This window comes from Paraburkholderia unamae, from assembly GCF_003268775.1.
Taxonomy (GTDB): domain Bacteria; phylum Pseudomonadota; class Gammaproteobacteria; order Burkholderiales; family Burkholderiaceae; genus Paraburkholderia; species Paraburkholderia unamae.
This window is the reverse complement of the sequence record NZ_QLSU01000036.1, coordinates 45,150-63,122: the sequence shown is the minus strand read 5'-3', so window position 1 is coordinate 63,122 and position 17,973 is coordinate 45,150. Positions and strand designations below refer to the sequence as shown.

Genomic DNA, 17,973 nt, shown 5'->3' with positions numbered 1-17,973 from the left:
GTCTTGCCGCGCCGGTCTTGCCGCGCTGCGTCATGCCCCCTGCCCTGGCGCGCCCATTGGCTCAGAAGTTATGGCGGATGCCCGCGACCACCGCGATTTGCTTGTCGCTGTCCGAGTTCACGAGGTTCGGAATCTGCGCGAGGTTCTGCGTCGCGCCGTTCGCCGGATCGATGCCGAGCCCCGCTCCCGACGACTTCTGCCCGATCGCCACCGCATAGACCGCCGTGCGCTTGGAGAGGCTGTACACGGCGCCGAGGTTGATCTGATGCAGCCGCGTGGACGATGCGCCGTCCGGATGCGCGTCGTTGAAGATATAGGCGAAACCGAATTGCAGCGCCGGCGAGTATTGCCACGACGTGTTCAGCTCGGCGATGTCAAAGGAGATGTCCGCGCCTTGCGGCCGCGCCGCATCGGCGAAATACAGGCTATGCGAAAGGCGCGTGTGCGTGTAGCTGAGCGCGACCGACACCTTGTCGAATGCGTACGAGCCGCCCGCGCCGAAGATATTCACGCGCTGCGCGTTCTGTAGTTCGCAGTACGATGCAGATGGATTGCTGCAACTGAAGTCGCCGATATAGCCGCTCTCCCCGCCGAGCGCCGCCTGCAACGGATTGCGCAATTCCAGGTAGCCCGCCGAAAGCGAAAGCGGCCCGTTCGCATAGTTCGCCGCCACCGACCAGCCGCGATTTTGCGAGAAGTTCCCCGCCACGCCGCCAAAGCTGAACAGGCCGCCGATCGTGAAGCCGCCAAAGCTCGGACTCACGTACTTGACCGAATTGTTGAAGTTGAACGCTTCGTTGAGGTTGTCCACGTCGCCGAAATGCGAGCCGTAGAGCGTCGCCCAGTTGTTGCTCGACGCATAGGCGCCGAGGTCGTCCGAGAACGGGTCGTACTGGCGCCCGAGCGTGAGCGTGCCGAAGCGGGTGTTTGCCACGCCCACCCAGGCGTTGCGGTTAAAGAGCGTGCCGCCTTGCAGCAGCGCGCCGTTCTGCGAAAAGAAGCTGTTTTCCAGCGTGAAATTGACCGTGGTGCCGTCGCCGATGTCCTCGCTGCCCGTGAGGCCCCAGCGCGAAGGCACGAGATTGCCGCCGCCCAGTTGCCAGTTCGCGTGGCCGCTCGTGCTGCCGTCGGCATGCGTGACCTGCTGGTTGTTCGTGTAGACGAGACCCACGTCCATCGTGCCGTAGAGCGTGACCGAAGATTGTGCGTGCGCGCCAGTCGCAAGGGCGCACGAAGCCAGCGCCAGCGCCGTGCGCTTGACGAATTGCGTTGCCATATCGTTGTCTTGTTCGAAGAGAGATGGGCCGCGCCGCGAAGCTCGTCGCGCGCGCGACCGGAGCGCGGCGCGCGAGGCGCGCGCCGCCCGATCAGGGTCTTGCGGGAACTGCGTGAGGCGCGTGAAGCGTGTGCGCGGTGTGAAGCGCGACGCTACTGGCCGCGCTACTGGCCGAATCGCGCGTAGATATCCGGACGCGAGCGCTTGAGCACGAAGGCGATCGCCACGCCGAACAACGCCACGGCGAGCACGATCCAGGGGAACGAGCGCACGACGGGGCTATCGGAGCCCGAGAGCGCGTCGAGATTGCCGATCAGCACGATGCCGATCGCAAGCAGACCGACGCCGCCCAGCACCGGCGCGAGCAGCGCATGCCAGAGCCGCGTGTCCTTTTTCGTGGCGCGGAAGAACGCCACCACCGAAAAGCTCGTGAGCGCTTGCAACATGACGATACCGATGGTGCCGAGCGCCGAGGTGCAGCTGAACACGATATTGAACGGATCGCTGTTCGCGGCCACGAACACGCCGAGCGGCACGGCCACCGAGAGCGTTTGCAGATAGCTCGCGAGATACGGCGAACCGTACTTCGGATGCAGGCGGTCCAGCACGGCCGGCAGGATGCCCTCGCCCGAGAGTGCGTGGATGTAGCGCACGATCGTGTTGTGGAACGACAGCAGGCTCGCGAAAATGCTGGAGAGCAGCAGGAAGCTCATGGTCGTGGTCATGGCGCCGCCCAGGTACTTGGTCGACTGGATGAACCAGAAGTCGCCGGGTTGCTTCGTCGCCACTTCCGTGACGTTGTCGATGCCATAGGCGCAAACGATGGCCCACGTGACGAACGCAAAGAACACGAGAATGAGCGTGACCGACACGTAGGTGGCGCGCGGCACCGTCACTTTCGGGTCGCGGCACTCCTTGCCGTAGATCGCCGTGGCCTCGAAGCCGATGAAGGACGCGAGCGCGAACATCGCGGCGATACCCAGGTGGCCGCTGAACACATGACGCGGCGCGAACGGCGCGAGCGTGAGGCCGTCCGGGCCGCCGTGGTGAATCACGATCGCAAGGCTCAGCAGCAGCAGGATGCCGAGTTCGAGACACATGAGCACGCCGAGCAGGCGGCTATTCAGGTCGATGCCGCGCAGGCCCGTGAACTGCACGATCACGAGGCACGCAAACGACCACACATACCAGGGCACGGCGGCATGCACGAGCGGCCCGAGCACCACGGTGCAGAAGAAGCCGAACAGGCCATACAGCGCGATCTGGATGCTCGTGTACGAGAGCAGCGCGACGAGCGCGCCGGCCATGCCGGCGGGACGCCCGAAGCCCGCGGTGATGTACGCATAGAACGCGCCTGCACGCACGATGTGACGGCTCATCGAAGCGAAGCCGACGCTGAACACGAGCAGCACGGCGCCCGCCAGCACGAACGCACCCGGAATGCCCGCGCCGTTGCCGAGGCTGATGGCGGGCGGCACGGCGCCCAGCATGCCGGTGAGCGGCGCGGCCGCCGAGATGACGAGAAAGACGATCTGCCAAAGCCCGAGGAGGCTTCGGTTCGACGCCACGGCGGACTCGCCTGCCGGCTGCGCTGCGGGAGCGCCGGCGGCCAGGTGAGTGGGAGAATACGGTTCGTTCATCGTTGCCTCTGTTGGTGTCTGTCCTGGATTCGCCATGCGACACGATGAACAATCGCGTGCCTGTGGCGCTCGACGTATCGAATTTCCCGATTCGATTTGAGCGCATGTTAGGCAGCTAATAAATTTGCCGACCTGGCGCAACGCGCCAAATTTTCGATAAATTGCGCCAGGCCGGGAGCGGGTTTTCACTGAATGCCGTCAAACGGTCGATATTACCTTCGGCATCCTGATCAAATGCGTGAACGGGAAATACGTGCTTTGTTCAGCCAACAGACTTACCGTTTCATATCAATCAGCTTTCAACGCGTTTTGGCTAGCGCGTTCGCTTCACACCCGTGCGGCCCCAATTGCGCGTGGCGCGCCACAGCACCGTGGCGTCGGCGTAACCCACGGCGCGCGCCACGGCCGCGTTGGTCATGCCGTCCTGCTCGCGCAGCACGGCCACGCTGCGCTCGCGCTCCTCGCGAATGATCTGCCGCACCGAGGTGCCCGCCTCGCCGAGGTGACGCTGCAACGAGCGGTCGGATAGCCCGAGATCGCGGGCGATATCGGCGACCACCAGCTTCTCGCGCGCGAGCCGGCGCGTGACGAGATCGCGCACCTGGTCGACGAGCGAGTGTGGGAGCGTATCGCGCGAAATGAGGTCGGTAGCGTGACGTTCCATCATGCGCGCCATCTGCACGTCGGCGCTCTTGAGCGGGGCGTCGAGATCCAGCGGATGCAGGACCACGCCGCTCGCCGGTTGCTGGAAGCGCACCGGCACGCGAAACACGCGCATATAGGGCTTGAGGTCGGCGGGCGCCGCGTGCTCGAAATGCACCTCCACGGGCGCCCACGCCGCGCCGCGCACGAGGCGGATCATGTGGCACATCGCCGAGACGCTGTATTCGGCGTCCTGGCGGCGCGGCCAGATGTGCGTATGCGCGATGCGATAGCTCCACATCGGCCACTCGTTGTCGCGCACGAGATCGACCGCCGTCCCGCTCTGCCAGGAGCCGAGCGCGTCGGTGAACTTGCGGATTGCGGAACCGAGCGTCGGCGACGACATGAACACGAGTCCGGCCGGCCCCAATTCGGTGAGTTGCAACTCCGAGCCGAGGCGCAGGCCGAGATACGGTTCGTCGAGCACGTTTGCCGCGCGTTCGAACGCACCGACGTAGCGTCCGAGTGCCACGATTTCATAAGGATTGGAAAGCTGCCGGCGGCTCAGCCCGAACTCGGCCAGCAATGCATCGCAGTCCGCATCAGCGGCGTCGAGCGCACGCATGATGGGGCCCATCACGGCGCCGCGAATCATGGGGAAACCGCTATTGACAGGCACTCTTTTCATGTCTCGCTCCGTTAGGGCCTGTTTGCGACGACGGCCTTAACCGTCGATCGTCTCTGGCGCACTCTATCGCCCCTTTGGCGCGCTTTGCAAGCGCGAAAAAAATACGGCGTTTCTACGATTTGGCCATCGACATCGCAAGAGGCGGCCGCGGTTTTCCCCGCTTTCTTCATACCGTCTCACGCGATGTTGCGCCCAACGTCATCCTTACGAAATGCTTATGAACACGAATCCGAATGCGCATCCGCTCGACCTGCTCAGCATCGCCGAAATGCAGCTCGCCTGTGACATCGTGAAAGCCGCCGAGCAGCTCGATGAATACGGGCGCTTCCCCGTCACCGAATTGATGGAGCCGCCCAAGGCCGAAGTCGTCGCCTACAAGCCGGGCGATTATTATTCGCGGCGCGCCTTCGTCATTGCGATCGACCGCACGCGCAACCAGACGATCGAATTCGTCGTGGACCTGCGCGAGAAAAAGGTGGAATCGCGCAAGGCGCTCGCGCTGCAAAGCGCGCCGTATGGCCAGCCGCCCGTGATGATCGAGGACTTCATGAATGCGGAGCGCATCGTGAAGGAAGACGCCGCGTGGCGCGAAGCCATCAAGAAGCGCGGGCTGAGCGAAGACGATCTCGCACGCGTGCAGGTCGATCCGTTCTCGGCAGGCGCCTTCGACCGGCCGAACGAAAACGGCCGCCGCCTCGTGCGCTGCGTGAGCTACTACCGCGAGTCCGTGACCGACAACGGTTATGCGCACCCGATCGAAGGCGTGGTGGCCGTGGTGGACCTGCTCGCGCAAAAAGTGATCGAACTCGTCGACGACGGCCGCATCATTCCCATTCCGCGCGCGAAGCACAACTACGACACGCCGAGCCTCGGCGAGCCGCGCAGCACGGTCAAGCCGCTGTCGATCAGCCAGCCCGAAGGCCCGAGCTTCACGATCGACGGCTGGCAGGTTAGTTGGCAAAACTGGAAATTCCGCGTGGGCTTTACGCCCCGCGAAGGGCTCGTGCTGCACCAGATCACCTGGGACGACGGCAAGAGCGCGCCGCGCCCCATCGTCTACCGGGCGAGCGTGACCGAGATGTGCGTGCCCTACTCGGACCCGACCACGAACCACTACTGGAAAAGCGCGTTCGATGCGGGCGAGTACGGCCTCGGCAAGCTTGCGAACCAGTTGGAACTGGGTTGCGACTGCCTGGGCACGATCCGCTATTTCGACATTCCGAGCGCCGACGACTTCGGCAACGGCTTCGTCATGAAGAACGCCGTGTGCTTGCACGAAGAGGACTACGGCACGCTCTGGAAGCACTACGAATTCCGCACCGGCGTATTCGAAATGCGCCGCTCGCGCCGCCTCGTGATCTCGTTCTTCGCGACCGTGGGCAATTACGACTACGGCTTCTACTGGTACTTCTATCAGGACGGCACGATCCAGCTCGAGTGCAAGCTCACGGGCATCATCCAGACGTCGGCGGTGGCCGACGGCGACACCTACCCGTGGGGCGGCATGGTGACCGAGAACCTGGGCGGCCCGACGCATCAGCACTTCTTCAACGCGCGTCTGCACATGATGGTGGACGGCGAGAAGAACTCCGTGACCGAGCACGAGTTCGTGCCGCGCCCCATGGGCCCGGAGAACCCGTACGGCAATGTGTTCGACACGACGAAGCGCGTGCTCAAGACCGAGCAGGAAGCGGCGCGCAACGCCAACGGCCAGACGGGGCGCTTCTGGAAGGTCGTGAACCCGAATGTGAAGAATCGCGTGGGCGCGAATCCGGGCTACAAGCTCATCATCAACGACTCGCCGCTCATGCTCGCCGATCCGAACTCGAAGGTGCGCCAGCGCGGCGGTTTCGCCACGCGCCACGTGTGGGTCACGCCGTACGACACGACGCAGCGCTACGCGAGCGGCGACTGCCCGAACCAGCACGCGGGCGGCGACGGCCTGCCGCGCTATATCGAGGCGAACCGCAAGGTGGAGAACGAGGACATCGTGCTGTGGCACAGCTTCGGCCACACGCACGTGTGCAAGCCCGAGGATTTCCCGGTGATGCCGGTGGAGTATGCGGGCTTCATGCTCAAGCCCAATAACTTCTTCTACGGCAACCCGGCGATGGACCTGCCGGGCGGGCGCGATCCGCACAGCGTGCAGGACGGCGCACCCGCGCCCGAAGCGCAATCGTGCTGCCACAGCAAGTCGTGAGCACACGATGACGTTGCGCGAGCGCCACCCTGCCGTCATGAATGCGCTGCGCGCGCTCGCGTTGTGGAGCGCGGTCACGGGCAGCGCCTGTGCACTCGCCGCGGGCGTCATGCTCGCGGCCATGCAGGCGGGCGGCGCGCTTGCGGCCTACGCGGCAAGCACGCTCGCCTTGCTGGCGATGGCGCTCGTTCCCGCGGCGCTGGTGCGGTCCTTTGGCCAGCACGCCACGGTGCCGGTGGCAAGCGCACTCGTTCTCACGATGGCGGCGATGAGCGCCGCGGCGGCCTGGGCGCGCACGGGCACGGCGGCGGGTGCGGCACCGCTCGTGCTCTGCGGCGTCGCCCTGCTCGCGGCGCTCTGGTGGCGTTCGCGGCGCTCACGGCGCGTGGCGACGCCGCGACCGGCGCATACGCACACCGTGGCACGCACTGGCGCACGCCTCGCGGCGCCTGCGTGGCGCAGTGGCGCGGTGCTGCTCGCGCCCGCGCTGCTCGCCGGGCTGTCCAGCGGCATGCTCGCGCGTTTCCAGTTCTTCGCGCTCTGCGGCGCAAGCGCGGCCTCGGTAACGCAAGTCGCGGTCTCGCTTGCCGTCGTGACGTTCGCCGGTTGGCTCGCGGAGCGCGTCGGCCACGGGCGCGCGCTGCTCGCCCTCTTCGTGCTGCGCGGCGTGCTGCTCGCGGCGCTCACGCTGAACGCGCTCGCGCCATGGATCGCGCTCGCCGCGCCCGCATTCGCGCTGATCGACTTTCTCACGCTGCCCACGCTCATGCGCGCAGGCCGCGCCGCGCGCGCCTCGGGAGCGGGCTGCCCCGGTCTGGCACATCACTCGGGCATGGTCGCCGGCGCAGCGCTCGCCACGACGTCATGGGGCTTCGGCGCGGGCTTTTATGCGCTGTTCCTGCTTGGCGGCGCACTCAATCTTGCGTGCGCGTTCGCACTCGCCATGCCGCGCGCGACGACGGCACGCACGCTCTACTCCGCTGCGCCCGCGCTCGCTGCGGGCGGCGCACTCGACCTTCGCTGAAGCAAACACAAAACCGTTCGCATTACTACGGAAACTCTCACCGAAACCAGGAGACGGTATGGACCGCCAGGACTTCACGCACACGATCCGCACGCAAATGTTCGTCGACGGACGTTTTAGCGAAAGCGGCGACGGCCGCACGTTCGCCGCATTCAACCCCGCCACGGGCGCCGAGATCGCCCAGGTGCCCGACGCGAGCGACGCCGATATCGACGCGGCCGTTCACGCCGCGCGCCGCGCCTTCGAAGCCGACTCGTGGCGCCGCCTGCCGCCCGCCGCGCGCGAGCGCCTGCTGCTCAAGCTCGCCGACCTGGTCGAGCAGCACGGCGACGAGCTCGCCGCGCTCGAAACGCTCAACCAGGGCAAGCTGCTCGGCTTTTCGAAGATGCTCGAAGTGGGCGGCAGCGTGCAATGGCTGCGTTATATGGCGGGCTGGGCGACCAAGATCGAAGGCAGCACGGTGGATCTCTCGCTGGCCTTCCCGCCCGGCGTGCGTTACAACGCCTCGACGCGCCGCGTGCCCGCGGGCGTGGTCGCCGCCATCGTGCCGTGGAATTTCCCGCTGCTGATGGCCGTCTGGAAGATCGCACCCGCGCTCGCGTGCGGCTGCACCGTCGTGCTCAAGCCCGCCGAGGAAACGCCGCTCACGGCCATTCGCCTCGCCGAGCTCGCGCACGAAGCGGGCTTTCCGCCGGGCGTGTTCAACGTCGTCACGGGCCAGGGCGAAACCGCGGGCGCGGCGCTCGTGCGCCATCCCCAGGTGGACAAGGTCACCTTCACGGGTTCGACCGAAGTGGGCCGCATCATCGGCAAACAATGCGCGAGCGATCTCAAGCGCGTGTCGCTCGAACTGGGCGGCAAGAGCCCCGTGATCGTACTGGACGACTGCGACCCGCGCCGGGCGATCGAAGGCGCGGCGGGCGCGATCTTCTTCAACCATGGCCAGGTGTGCACGGCGGGCTCGCGCCTGTATGTGCCGCGCGCGCGTTACGCGGAGATCGTCGAGGGCATTGCCGCGCTCGCGCGCTCGACCGTGCTCGGCTCGGGCTTCGACGCCGCCACGCAGATGGGCCCGCTCGTTTCCGCGCGCCATCGCGCCAAGGTCGCGGGCATGATCGCGCAGGGCCGCGCGCAAGGCGGCGATATCGTTGCCGGTGGCGGCGACGGCAATCGCCCCGGCTACTTCGTCGAGCCCACCGTGATATCGAACGCCGACAACAAGCCGCTGACCATCGTGCGCGAGGAAGTGTTCGGGCCGGTGCTCGTGGCCATGCCTTACGACGACGTGGAGGAAGCCATCGCGGCGGCCAACGATTCGGAGTACGGACTTGGCGCGAGCGTGTGGACCAACCAGCTCGACCGCGCGCTGCGCGTGGTGGACGGCGTGCAGGCGGGCACCGTGTGGGTCAATACGCACAATATGGTCGACCCGGCGCTGCCCTTCGGCGGCTTCAAGGCATCGGGCATCGGCCGCGAGCACGGCCGCGCGATCATCGACGCGTACACCGAGACGAAATCCGTCTGCATCGCGTACTGATTCCGTTGCCCGCCGCATCGATGCGGCGGTCGGAGATGTTTTCGAACGTTCAGCCGCCTGCCGCATCATTGTTAATCGAAATGGAATAATGAAACCCGGCGGCAGGCAATGATTCCTGCCGCCGCTTCGTTCATGATCGACCCCGTTCTCACCTCACACGCAAGGAGCACGGTCATGAATGCATCCACCCAATCCGCCCAATCCACCCCTTCGCGCGGCGTCGCCATCGTCACGGGCGCCTCGCGAGGCATCGGCGCCGCCCTCGCCGCGCGCCTCGCGCGCGACGGCTACGCCGTCGTCGTCAACTATGCGTCGAGCAGCGCCGAGGCCGAGGCGCTCGTCGCGAAGATCGAGGCGGCCGGCGGACGCGCCATTGCCGTAAAAGCCAACATTGCGAAGGCCGACGAGGTGCGCCGGCTCTTCGACACCACCCGCGAACGACTCGGCCAGCCCACGGTGCTCGTAAACAATGCCGGCATCATGAAGACCATCACGATCGCCGAATCGACCGATGCGCTCTACGACGAGACCTTCGACATCAACGTGCGCGGCACGCTCAACACGCTGCGCGAAGCGGCGACGAAGCTCGCGGACGGCGGCCGCGTGATCAACTTCTCGACCTCGGCGCTCGCCATGAACCTGCCAGGCTACGGCCTCTACACGGCGAGCAAGGCCGCCGTGGAAGCGATCACGCGCGTGTTCGCGCGCGAGCTGCGCGGGCGCTCCATTTGCGTGAACGCGGTCGCGCCGGGGCCGGTGGCGACCGAGCTTTTCCTCAAGGGCAAAACCGACGAACAGGTGAAGCACTTCGCGAGCATGCCGCCGTTGCAGCGCCTCGGTGAACCCGAGGACATCGCGGGGCTCGTGTCGTTTCTCGCGGGACCGGACGGCGGCTGGGTGAACGGCCAGGTGCTGCGCGCGAACGGCGGGATCGTCTGACGCCGCTCGCGCGGCCGGTCCTGGCGGGTGCTACACTCCGGGGTCGCAAACGGGCGCCTGCCTGCGCAAATGGGTACAGCGGGGCGCGCCGGCCTTCATTGCGCCCTCAACCACTCCAGACCATGTATCTGTCCATTCTCGCCGTCGGCGTTGGCGGCGCGCTCGGTTCGCTGTTGCGCTGGGTTCTCGGCCTGCGCCTGAATGCCGTCTATCCGGAGCTGCCGCTCGGCACGCTCGCGTCGAACATCATCGCGGGTTACGTGATTGGCGTCGCCGTTGCGTTCTTCGGGCGCATGCCACAGCTTTCCGCCGAATGGCGCCTGTTCGTCATCACCGGGCTGATGGGCGGCCTCTCGACGTTCTCGACCTTCTCCGCCGAAGTCGTTTCGCATCTTCAGCACGGCCGCTTTGGCTGGGCCGCGGGCGAGATCGCCATTCACGTGTGCGCCTCGGTCATCATGACGATCCTCGGCATCGCGACCGTTTCGGCGCTGCTGCGCTAAACGGCCAAGCAGCTAGCTAGCCAAACAAAACGGCCGCGTTCGCTTTGCGCGAAACGCGGCCGCATCGTCAGTCAGCCAGTCGGGCGTGATGGCCCGCCGCACCGATCAGGCCGGCACAGGACGCTGATACCCGCCCAGCGTACCGTTCTTCGAAAACACCCACTGCCAGAGCTGGATGTCGCGCGCCCGGAATGCGCCTGCACACGAAAGCAGGTAGTAACGCCACATGCGATAGAAACGCTCGCCCATCTGCGCCTTGAAACGCGGCCACGCGGCCTCGAAATTCGCGTGCCACGCCATCAGCGTGCGGTCATAGTCGGCACCGAAGTTGTGCAGGTCTTCGGCGACGAAGAGACCGCCCGAGGCGTCCGCGATCTGACCGATGGTGGGCAGTTCGCCGTTCGGGAAGATGTATTTGTCGATCCACGGATCGGGCGTGGTGTCGCGGCGGTTCTTGCCGATGGTATGCAGCAGGAAGAGGCCGTCGTCGTCGAGGCAGCGCTGCGCGACTTCCATGTAGGTGCGATAGTTCTTCGGGCCCACGTGCTCGAACATGCCCACGCTCGCGATGCGGTCGAACTTCTCGTCGAGCAGCCGATAGTCCTGGAGGCGGAATTCGACGGGCAGATCCTTGCAGCGCGCGGCGCCGAACGCGGCCTGCTCCTTCGAGATCGTCACACCCACGCACGACACGCCGTAATGCTCGGCCGCGAACTTCATGAGGCTGCCCCAGCCGCAGCCGATATCGAGCAGGCGCATGCCCGGCTTGAGCCCGAGCTTGCGGCAGATGAGATCGAGCTTGGCCTCCTGCGCTTCGTCGAGCGTCTTCGCGCCGCCCGACCAGTAGCCGCACGTATAGGCCATGCGCTTGTCGAGCATCGCTTCGTAGAACTCGTTGCCGATGTCGTAGTGCTGCTGGCCCACCTTCCATGCACGGCGCACGGTCTGGCGATTCGTGAGGCGCGCCCTGAGCGCGTGAAAGACGAGACGGGCGGGATCGATCTGGTCATCTAGATGCGCGCGCAACACATGGGCGAAGAACTCGTCGAGCTGCTCGCAGTCCCACTGGCCGTCGATGTAGGCCTCGCCGAGACCCAGGTTGCCTAACGCCAGCACACGCTCGGGCACCTGCGGGTCATGAATGCGCATGTCCCAGGGGCGGGTGCCGTTGAACTTCACGTCCGCGCGGCCCAGTAGCTGGGCTGCGTACCGCCAGGCCCCGGAACCGGTGGCTTCGCGGGCGGAGTGTGCTGCTTCGAGATCAGTCGTTGCCATACGTGCTCCGTGTTGGCCGGAGTTGGCTCCTTAATGCCTTTCTCCGGTGCCATGCAAGAGATTGCTATCAAGACTTTCGATTCGTCGTCGCGCGCGCTGCGAGAAACTCTATGATGCACCTGCTTCAAAAAACGTGCAGGGACCCGCACAGGCCTGGCGAGGCAGGCCATAATCAAAAGCTCTTTAGAAACGTACGGCGTTCGCGCGTCCGCAGCGCCCAAGCCGGAGACACTCACCATGGCCTACGACGACAAAAACATCTTCGCGCGCATCCTGCGCGGCGAAGCCCCCTGCATCAAGGTGTACGAAGACGACGCGACGCTCGCTATCATGGACGTCATGCCGCAGTCCGAAGGCCATCTGCTCGTGCTGCCGAAGGAAGGCGCCGAGCTCATCTACGATCTCTCGCCCGAAGCGGGCGCCGCCGCCATGGCGACGGTGCAGAAGATGGCGGCCGCGGTGCGCAAGGTGCTCGCACCGGAAGGTCTCTTGATCGCGCAGTTCAACGGCGCCGCCGCCGGGCAGACCGTGCCGCACGTGCATTTTCACGTGATCCCGCGCCGCGCCGGAGAAGAACTGCGCCCGCATGCGCGTGAAATGGCCGATATTTCGCAGCTCGAAGCACTGGCCGCGCGCATTCGCGCCGCGCTGTAGTCACGCGCGATGTAATGAATTTGTAGGGCGGGCGCAGCGCGAAGCGCCGCCCTTCGCAAGCCCGGCTTGCCGCCCGGCTCAGATGCCGTCGAACTGCACGAACGCGTCGAGCGGCACGCGCGCCGCACGCCACTGGTTGATCGGCGCGGCCGGGTCTTCATGACCGATCGCCATGCCGCAAAAGAGCATGCGCTCCCCCGGCAAGGCGAGAAACTCGCCCACCGTCTGCGCATAGCGCGCCCAGCATTCCTGCGCGCAGCTATGCAGGCCCGCTTCGCGCAGGAGCAGCATCACCGTTTGCAAAAACATGCCGAGGTCGGCCCATTGCGGCGCCCCCATCTGCCGGTCCACGCTGCAAAAGAGCGCGAGCGGCGCGTCGAAAAACGCATAGTTGCGCGCGAACTGACGCAGGCGGCCGAGCCGGTCCTCACGCGCGACATCGATGCTGCGATAGAGATCCTCGCCCACCTGGTAGCGCCGCTCGCGATACGGCGAGCCCAGCTCGCGCGGATAAACGTCGTACTCCATCGCCTCGCCCGCGGGCGCCTGCGCGATGCGCGCGGCCATGATCGCCTTGAGCTTGACGAGCGACTCGCCGCCCACGACGTGGACGTGCCACGGCTGAAGATTGCCGCCCGAGGGCGAGCGCGCAGCGGTATCGAGCACGCGGCGGATCACGGCGGGGTCCACGGGATCGGGCAAGAACTGACGCACGGACTTGCGGCTGGTGACGGCTTCGCTGACCTTCAAATGCATTCTCCTCGAGGGATCGACGAAGCATTATCGACGATCCCTCGCCGGCCTGCCGACGCCAGCAGCGCGCCTTGGAACTTGTGGCGGATGCCCACGAGCACGAGCGCCTGATTGTCGGTGCCCGGATTCACGCCGAAGCCACCGATCGACGGCTGAGCGGCCCCACGCTCGCCTTCCGATAGCCCGCGACCGCGTACACATTGGTGCGTTTGGAGCACGAGTCAGCGCCGCCGGGATTGGACTGATCGTTCAGGAACGCCGAGCCGCTGCTGAACTTCGCGGTCTGATGGAACGTTGAGAACGCATCGTTCGCGTACTGCGTGTTCGAGTACGCGTGCCGGAAGCGCAATGCGCCCACCGAATAGCGGCCGCAGCGGGCGTAGCAATATCCGGCCGCGAGCGAGAGCGGGCCGTTGGAGTACGCGGCGCCAAAACTGTGGGTCTGGGCGCTGCCGGTCGCGTCCACGGCACCGCCGCAGCCGTACAAGGCGAACTGCAAGCCCGGTATGCGGGGAACGAACGATTTCTGCATGGCTTACGGGGTGCGGGAGACTTTGGAAAGCGCAAGGCGCGCCAGGTTTGGCGTGATGGCTTTCCTCCTGCGCCAAGACTCTGCTATAATTCGCCTCCCGCCGGAGAGATGGATGAGCGGTTTAAGTCGCACGCCTGGAAAGCGTGTATAGGTTAATAGCCTATCCGGGGTTCGAATCCCCGTCTCTCCGCCACCCGATACGTAAGGCTTTGAGCGATTTTCGCTCTTGGCGCTGTACCTTAGAATCGCAGTTGTACCTTTGCAAAATCGAAATTGGCTCCGTTAATCGGGGCTTTTTTTGTTTCTGCGGCCGATTTATGCGGTGATTGCGCAGCGCTTTCGCCGCATAAAATGCGGCGATTAGGTGCTTGCGAACGCGCTAGACTACTGTACGTTTATACAGTGTTTAGGAGCGAGCCATGGAACCGATCTGGGAATACCGCTGGGCCTTTGTGGAGCAAGGCCACTGGGGCGGCAGGAAGGAAACCAACTTCTGGATGACCGACTTCGAGGCCGAGCGATGGTGGGCGTATGGCGCGGCCGGAACCGAGCGCCTCGAAGATACGAGGCGCGACCGCAACGTGGCCAGGGCCGACACCGACTATTCGAGCACCGGCAGCACAAAACCGTGGGACCATCCAAACTATCTGCGTACAACTCGTCAAAGCTGAGGCAGGCGCACGCGTTCAAGCGTGCCCCGAGTCCGTCAATCTGCATAACCTCCAGAGCGGGAAGATATGACGCTCGAAGATATGCAAGATAAATTGAAGCGACTGGAAATTTACGTAAGCTCAGGCGCCCCGGTGAGCGAGGAGCCGGCGAGCGCGAATAGCGTGGCTGAAACTGAGAATTTCCGCCCTTCTTGCACAGTCGGCTCCGCGCCAACCGCGTCTTCGCTGAAGGAATTCCCCCAGGGCGTCCGAGAACACGAGCGCCTCGACCGGCCAAACCGCAAGGAACTCAACGACTAGATGCCGCCTAGGGTGGCAAAAGGATTGGAAACATGGACGGCGGGACGTCAGCAGCGTAATTTTAAATAATCGACGCCTTCACATCCAACGTCTGAGATGCGCCCGCAGTGTTAGCCAACGACGCAAAGGCCCGCGCAATCACCAAATAATGTGATCTATGTCACCGACACCGGATGCAAGCATAGGGAAGATTGACAGTCGCGGAATGCGGCGGGACCGCGAATTGCGGTCAATTGTCTAGCATAATCAATAATTTGAAACAAAATTTTGCTGCTAGAATCGCGCAACATCGCATCTACTGCCACTAATTTTGGAGAGAACAATGGACTCAAAACCGCTTACCATCGTCGACCAGTACGATGTGCTCATGAGACAGGCTCTCGCGCAGCCGGGCGTGGCGGACGCAATGAAGCTGTACAGCGCCTGCGCTAACAGTGTCTCCACCAATCAGATGGTGAACTCGGTCGTTGCGGCCACGATTCCAGCAGTTCCCTCTACGCATAGCTACTGAGGTCCACGATGCCGAGTTGGGGCGAGATCCTTACAGAAATCAATACTTCGCAACAGCCCGTAATGCAGCTTGATGCAGTCCGGAAGAAGTATTTGGTGCGACTTCATCAGCACACCAAGCGACCGGTCATCGTCTATGCAACGCGTTGGGTCTCCCCGCTTCCGAACATGGACCCTACCGTCCTGTCGGTCGATATTGCTGACATCCAAGGCCTGATGGAGGTGATGAAGGGCATCGACTCTACGGAACTCGACTTGGTCATTCACAGTCCCGGTGGCTCCATCGACGCGGCCGAGGCATTCGTTCGCTACCTCCGGTCAAAGTTCCAACACATCCGAGCAATTGTGCCTTATGCGGCGATGTCAGCGGCGACGATGATCTGCATGGCTTGCGATGAAGTCGTAATGGGCAAGCATTCGTTTCTGGGCCCCATCGACCCGCAATTCGTGATGCAAACGCCGCTCGGTCCGAGGGCCGTACCGGCTCAGGCGATTGTCGAGCAATTCAACAAGGCTCAAAAGGAAATCTCCGGGGATCAATCTAAGCTCGCTTCATGGATTCCCATGCTTGGTCAATTCGGACCCGATCTGCTGATCCGCTGCGACAATGCGAACGCCCTGTCCAAAAAGCTCGTCGAGGAATGGCTAACCTCCTACATGCTGAAGGACAACCCAGCGCAGGCGCGTGCTACTGCGGAATGGCTTGCAAACCATACAGAGCACAAAACGCATTCTCGGTATCTGGCGCGAGAAACTCTCCAAGCGAAGGGCATTAAAATACTGCCTCTGGAAAAGGATGAGACGTTGCAGGACGAGGTGCTGTCGCTGTATCACGCGACGACCTTGACGTTCCAGAACACGGTAGTCGGGAAGCTCATCGAGAATCACCTCGGTAAGTGCTTTCTGCTAATGGGCGGCGTCCCGGTTCAGCAGCCGGCCATTCCTCAAGGCTTGATTCAGTTGCTCCAGATGCCGGTGGCTCCGCCAATCGCACCGCCGTTTGCACCACCAACGGTGCCGGGATCCTAACCCCAAAAGAGATCGGCCCCGCTCGCCTCGCGGCGGGCCCAGTCTCATACGCCACCAGCCGACGTAGCGAAGTTCCACACCACAAGCCGCTCAACGACCAGATCCATGCTGTGGTCATCCAGATCGAGGCCACGTGGCCACGCCGCCGTGCCGATGACGCGCGCGCGCCCTGCTCGGACAAATGCAGCATCTCCCCAGGCCGGTGAATCCAGCGCGGATCTAGGCGCGGATAACCGACCTTCTTGTCAGCGGACCCGAGGTAGCCACTGACCTTTTGCGCTTCATGTCGGTAGACACCAATTGGGCGCTTTGCTACCTTACGAACGGGTTTGCGTTTGCTCAAGCGCAACCCGGCCCTCCAGGGGCGCTCGCAACCGCCCTTGGTTATATGCGCCCGCCGCTCCCCGTGTGCGGCGGGCACTTTTTTGGCTGTGACGCTTCCACAGGTTTCAGAACATGGACACCGCGCGGCATCCCTGATACCTTACAAACCGGTTGCATCTACCCTGCAACCTCCAGCGCATCCATGCTGGAAGACATAGTTCAGGCCGCCGCGCTCCTCCAGTGAGCGGCGGCCTCTTTTCATGGCGTCACCAACGGCGCGGCCCACGCCGCCAACCTGTTTTCCACGAGATCCATGCTGTGGTCGTTCAGGTCAAGGCCGCCCGGCCACTCCGCGGTGTCGATCACGCAGCCGCCTTGCTCACGTAAATGCAGCATCTCGCCGGGCCGGTGGATCCAGCGCGGGTCGAGGCGCGGATACCCGAACCACGCATCCCTCCCGTTCGCAACGATCACCAGCTTCGCGAGCTCAGCACTGAAGCGCCGGTAATACGCGAGGTTCGCGCCCTTCGGCGGTTCGAACGCGTGCAGCGCGCCGATCTGCGCCGCCGGCAGGAACAGCGGCGTGTACGTCGTGCGCCAGCCGCCGAGCGAATGCCCCTCGACGTTGAACACGGTGCCGCGCGGCACGAGCGCCTTCGCCCACGCCCAGATCTCGTCGCATGCCTCGTACGCGCCGCGCGTCACCTGCGCGCCGCCGCCCACGTCCACCGGCCACAAGTCGATGTCGTCGAGCAGATCGCCGATCTGGAGCGCGCTGAAGCGCGTCCCGCTGATCGAGAGATAGACGCCGCCCGCGTCGCGCGACAGCACCGCCTGGCTGTCGCCGTCCCTGAACTGCCCGAGCCACATGCACCCGAGCGCCTCGAATGCCGCTTTCGACTGCGCCGGGTTCATGACGTAGGCGGCATTCGCCCGGCGCGCCGCGGCGAGGATCGCCGCGCGATTCACGACGCGCTCGACGCGGCAAGCGGCGCGGAGGCCTCCGACGCACCGGACGCGGCGGCCGGCGCTGCCGTCTGGACCGGCGCGCCGTACACGTCGAGCCAGTTCGAGAGCGCAATAGACGCGGCGCCGAGCGCGAGCTTGATCGCTGTCGCGGTGGCCGCGTCGAGCGGCAGCAGCGAGACGAGGCCGATCGCCTGCGGGATGACGGTATCGACCAGGCTCTTGGCGTTGGTGGCGTCGAGCTGCGCAACGGCCGCGCACAACTTGCCGTTGTCGTCGGCCAGCTTCTTCAGGTTCGGATCGGCCGGCACGAGCGCGCTGAGATCGAGCAGCGCGGGCTGAACGAGCCCGCAGGCCTTCAGCACCTTGCCTTGCGCGTTGCTCGCGAGCGATTCGATGGTCTGCTGGGCCTGCGACGTGCAGCCTGCGAAAGCGATGGACGCGACAAGACCTGCCGCGATGAGCAGCATACGTTTCATGGTGATTACCCTCTTGAGATGTGCCGCGAGT

18 protein-coding genes and 1 tRNA gene are annotated in these 17,973 nt (G+C 64.5%); 11 read left to right on the top strand and 8 right to left on the bottom strand.

Annotated elements, in window-relative coordinates:
- Positions 1–61: 61 nt before the first annotated feature.
- The 3 genes from C7401_RS37785 to C7401_RS37775 form a co-directional block, all read right to left on the bottom strand.
- Positions 62–1,276, bottom strand: a complete 1,215-nt coding sequence (locus C7401_RS37785) for a porin (protein ID WP_112177146.1) — start codon at positions 1,274–1,276, stop codon at positions 62–64.
- Positions 1,277–1,440: 164 nt separating this feature from the next.
- The gene (locus C7401_RS37780; protein ID WP_112177145.1) at positions 1,441–2,916 is read right to left on the bottom strand and encodes an APC family permease; all 1,476 of its coding nucleotides are present in this window, start codon (positions 2,914–2,916) and stop codon (positions 1,441–1,443) included.
- A gap of 313 nt (positions 2,917–3,229) precedes the next feature.
- Entirely contained in the window at positions 3,230–4,246 is a 1,017-nt protein-coding gene (locus tag C7401_RS37775; RefSeq protein WP_112177144.1) for an AraC family transcriptional regulator, read from the bottom strand.
- A 217-nt stretch (positions 4,247–4,463) separates the two neighbouring features.
- On the opposite strand from C7401_RS37775, the gene C7401_RS37770 reads away from it, so the two are divergent.
- From C7401_RS37770 to crcB, 5 genes are all read left to right on the top strand, one after another.
- Positions 4,464–6,446: a primary-amine oxidase gene (locus tag C7401_RS37770; protein ID WP_112177143.1), complete on the top strand. Its 1,983-nt coding sequence runs from the start codon at positions 4,464–4,466 to the stop codon at positions 6,444–6,446.
- Positions 6,447–6,453: 7 nt separating this feature from the next.
- On the top strand, positions 6,454–7,470 hold the full coding sequence (locus C7401_RS37765) for a hypothetical protein (RefSeq protein WP_112177142.1): 1,017 nt from the start codon (positions 6,454–6,456) through the stop codon (positions 7,468–7,470).
- A gap of 58 nt (positions 7,471–7,528) precedes the next feature.
- Complete coding sequence (gene styD / locus C7401_RS37760; RefSeq protein ID WP_112177141.1) at positions 7,529–9,007, top strand: phenylacetaldehyde dehydrogenase StyD; 1,479 nt, start codon at positions 7,529–7,531, stop codon at positions 9,005–9,007.
- Positions 9,008–9,181: 174 nt separating this feature from the next.
- Positions 9,182–9,946, top strand: a complete 765-nt coding sequence (locus C7401_RS37755; protein ID WP_112177181.1) for an SDR family oxidoreductase — start codon at positions 9,182–9,184, stop codon at positions 9,944–9,946.
- Between the two features lie 122 nt (positions 9,947–10,068).
- On the top strand, positions 10,069–10,449 hold the full coding sequence (gene crcB / locus C7401_RS37750; RefSeq protein ID WP_112177140.1) for a fluoride efflux transporter CrcB: 381 nt from the start codon (positions 10,069–10,071) through the stop codon (positions 10,447–10,449).
- A 105-nt stretch (positions 10,450–10,554) separates the two neighbouring features.
- On the opposite strand, the gene cfa is transcribed toward crcB, so the two are convergent.
- Positions 10,555–11,724 (bottom strand): cyclopropane fatty acyl phospholipid synthase, encoded by a 1,170-nt coding sequence (cfa, locus tag C7401_RS37745; protein ID WP_112177139.1) that lies wholly within the window; start codon positions 11,722–11,724, stop codon positions 10,555–10,557.
- Between the two features lie 237 nt (positions 11,725–11,961).
- On the opposite strand from cfa, the gene C7401_RS37740 reads away from it, so the two are divergent.
- The gene (locus C7401_RS37740; protein WP_112177138.1) at positions 11,962–12,378 is read left to right on the top strand and encodes an HIT family protein; all 417 of its coding nucleotides are present in this window, start codon (positions 11,962–11,964) and stop codon (positions 12,376–12,378) included.
- Positions 12,379–12,456: 78 nt separating this feature from the next.
- Here C7401_RS37740 and C7401_RS37735 read toward each other — a convergent pair whose 3' ends face one another.
- Both C7401_RS37735 and C7401_RS37730 read right to left on the bottom strand, forming a co-directional pair.
- A complete protein-coding gene (locus tag C7401_RS37735) occupies positions 12,457–13,128 on the bottom strand; it encodes a nitroreductase (protein WP_112177180.1) in 672 nt (223 codons plus the stop codon).
- Positions 13,129–13,258: 130 nt separating this feature from the next.
- Positions 13,259–13,663, bottom strand: coding sequence for a porin family protein (locus tag C7401_RS37730; protein ID WP_112177137.1), 405 nt, complete (start codon positions 13,661–13,663; stop codon positions 13,259–13,261).
- A 102-nt stretch (positions 13,664–13,765) separates the two neighbouring features.
- Here C7401_RS37730 and C7401_RS37725 point away from each other — a divergent pair.
- The 5 genes from C7401_RS37725 (at position 13,766) to C7401_RS37710 (ending at position 16,173) form a co-directional block, all read left to right on the top strand.
- Positions 13,766–13,856, top strand: a tRNA-Ser gene (locus C7401_RS37725).
- 226 nt (positions 13,857–14,082) lie between these two features.
- The gene (locus C7401_RS37720) at positions 14,083–14,334 is read left to right on the top strand and encodes a hypothetical protein (protein WP_112177136.1); all 252 of its coding nucleotides are present in this window, start codon (positions 14,083–14,085) and stop codon (positions 14,332–14,334) included.
- Positions 14,335–14,400: 66 nt separating this feature from the next.
- The gene (locus C7401_RS44655; protein WP_146758064.1) at positions 14,401–14,634 is read left to right on the top strand and encodes a hypothetical protein; all 234 of its coding nucleotides are present in this window, start codon (positions 14,401–14,403) and stop codon (positions 14,632–14,634) included.
- Positions 14,635–14,956: 322 nt separating this feature from the next.
- On the top strand, positions 14,957–15,145 hold the full coding sequence (locus C7401_RS45215; RefSeq protein ID WP_112177135.1) for a hypothetical protein: 189 nt from the start codon (positions 14,957–14,959) through the stop codon (positions 15,143–15,145).
- Positions 15,146–15,153: 8 nt separating this feature from the next.
- On the top strand, positions 15,154–16,173 hold the full coding sequence (locus C7401_RS37710; protein ID WP_112177134.1) for an SDH family Clp fold serine proteinase: 1,020 nt from the start codon (positions 15,154–15,156) through the stop codon (positions 16,171–16,173).
- A 582-nt stretch (positions 16,174–16,755) separates the two neighbouring features.
- Here the strand turns inward: C7401_RS37710 and C7401_RS37705 are convergent.
- Together C7401_RS37705 and C7401_RS37700 are read right to left on the bottom strand one after the other, a co-directional pair.
- A complete protein-coding gene (locus C7401_RS37705) occupies positions 16,756–17,466 on the bottom strand; it encodes an alpha/beta hydrolase family protein (RefSeq protein ID WP_112177133.1) in 711 nt (236 codons plus the stop codon).
- A complete protein-coding gene (locus C7401_RS37700; protein ID WP_146758063.1) occupies positions 17,463–17,942 on the bottom strand; it encodes a hypothetical protein in 480 nt (159 codons plus the stop codon). Before C7401_RS37700 ends, C7401_RS37705 begins: the two co-directional genes overlap by 4 nt.
- Positions 17,943–17,973 lie beyond the last annotated feature (31 nt).

Excerpts from the sequence above, each read along its gene's own strand:
- C7401_RS37785 (WP_112177146.1), bottom strand. The coding sequence starts at position 1,276 with ATGGCAACGCAATTCGTCAAGCGCACGGCGCTGGCGCTGGCTTCGTGC.
- C7401_RS37780 (WP_112177145.1), bottom strand. The coding sequence starts at position 2,916 with ATGAACGAACCGTATTCTCCCACTCACCTGGCCGCCGGCGCTCCCGCA.
- C7401_RS37775 (WP_112177144.1), bottom strand. The coding sequence starts at position 4,246 with ATGAAAAGAGTGCCTGTCAATAGCGGTTTCCCCATGATTCGCGGCGCC.
- C7401_RS37770 (WP_112177143.1), top strand. The coding sequence starts at position 4,464 with ATGAACACGAATCCGAATGCGCATCCGCTCGACCTGCTCAGCATCGCC.
- C7401_RS37765 (WP_112177142.1), top strand. The coding sequence starts at position 6,454 with ATGACGTTGCGCGAGCGCCACCCTGCCGTCATGAATGCGCTGCGCGCG.
- styD (WP_112177141.1), top strand. The coding sequence starts at position 7,529 with ATGGACCGCCAGGACTTCACGCACACGATCCGCACGCAAATGTTCGTC.
- C7401_RS37755 (WP_112177181.1), top strand. The coding sequence starts at position 9,182 with ATGAATGCATCCACCCAATCCGCCCAATCCACCCCTTCGCGCGGCGTC.
- crcB (WP_112177140.1), top strand. The coding sequence starts at position 10,069 with ATGTATCTGTCCATTCTCGCCGTCGGCGTTGGCGGCGCGCTCGGTTCG.
- cfa (WP_112177139.1), bottom strand. The coding sequence starts at position 11,724 with ATGGCAACGACTGATCTCGAAGCAGCACACTCCGCCCGCGAAGCCACC.
- C7401_RS37740 (WP_112177138.1), top strand. The coding sequence starts at position 11,962 with ATGGCCTACGACGACAAAAACATCTTCGCGCGCATCCTGCGCGGCGAA.
- C7401_RS37730 (WP_112177137.1), bottom strand. The coding sequence starts at position 13,663 with ATGCAGAAATCGTTCGTTCCCCGCATACCGGGCTTGCAGTTCGCCTTG.
- C7401_RS37720 (WP_112177136.1), top strand. The coding sequence starts at position 14,083 with ATGGAACCGATCTGGGAATACCGCTGGGCCTTTGTGGAGCAAGGCCAC.
- C7401_RS44655 (WP_146758064.1), top strand. The coding sequence starts at position 14,401 with ATGACGCTCGAAGATATGCAAGATAAATTGAAGCGACTGGAAATTTAC.
- C7401_RS45215 (WP_112177135.1), top strand. The coding sequence starts at position 14,957 with ATGGACTCAAAACCGCTTACCATCGTCGACCAGTACGATGTGCTCATG.
- C7401_RS37710 (WP_112177134.1), top strand. The coding sequence starts at position 15,154 with ATGCCGAGTTGGGGCGAGATCCTTACAGAAATCAATACTTCGCAACAG.
- C7401_RS37700 (WP_146758063.1), bottom strand. The coding sequence starts at position 17,942 with ATGAAACGTATGCTGCTCATCGCGGCAGGTCTTGTCGCGTCCATCGCT.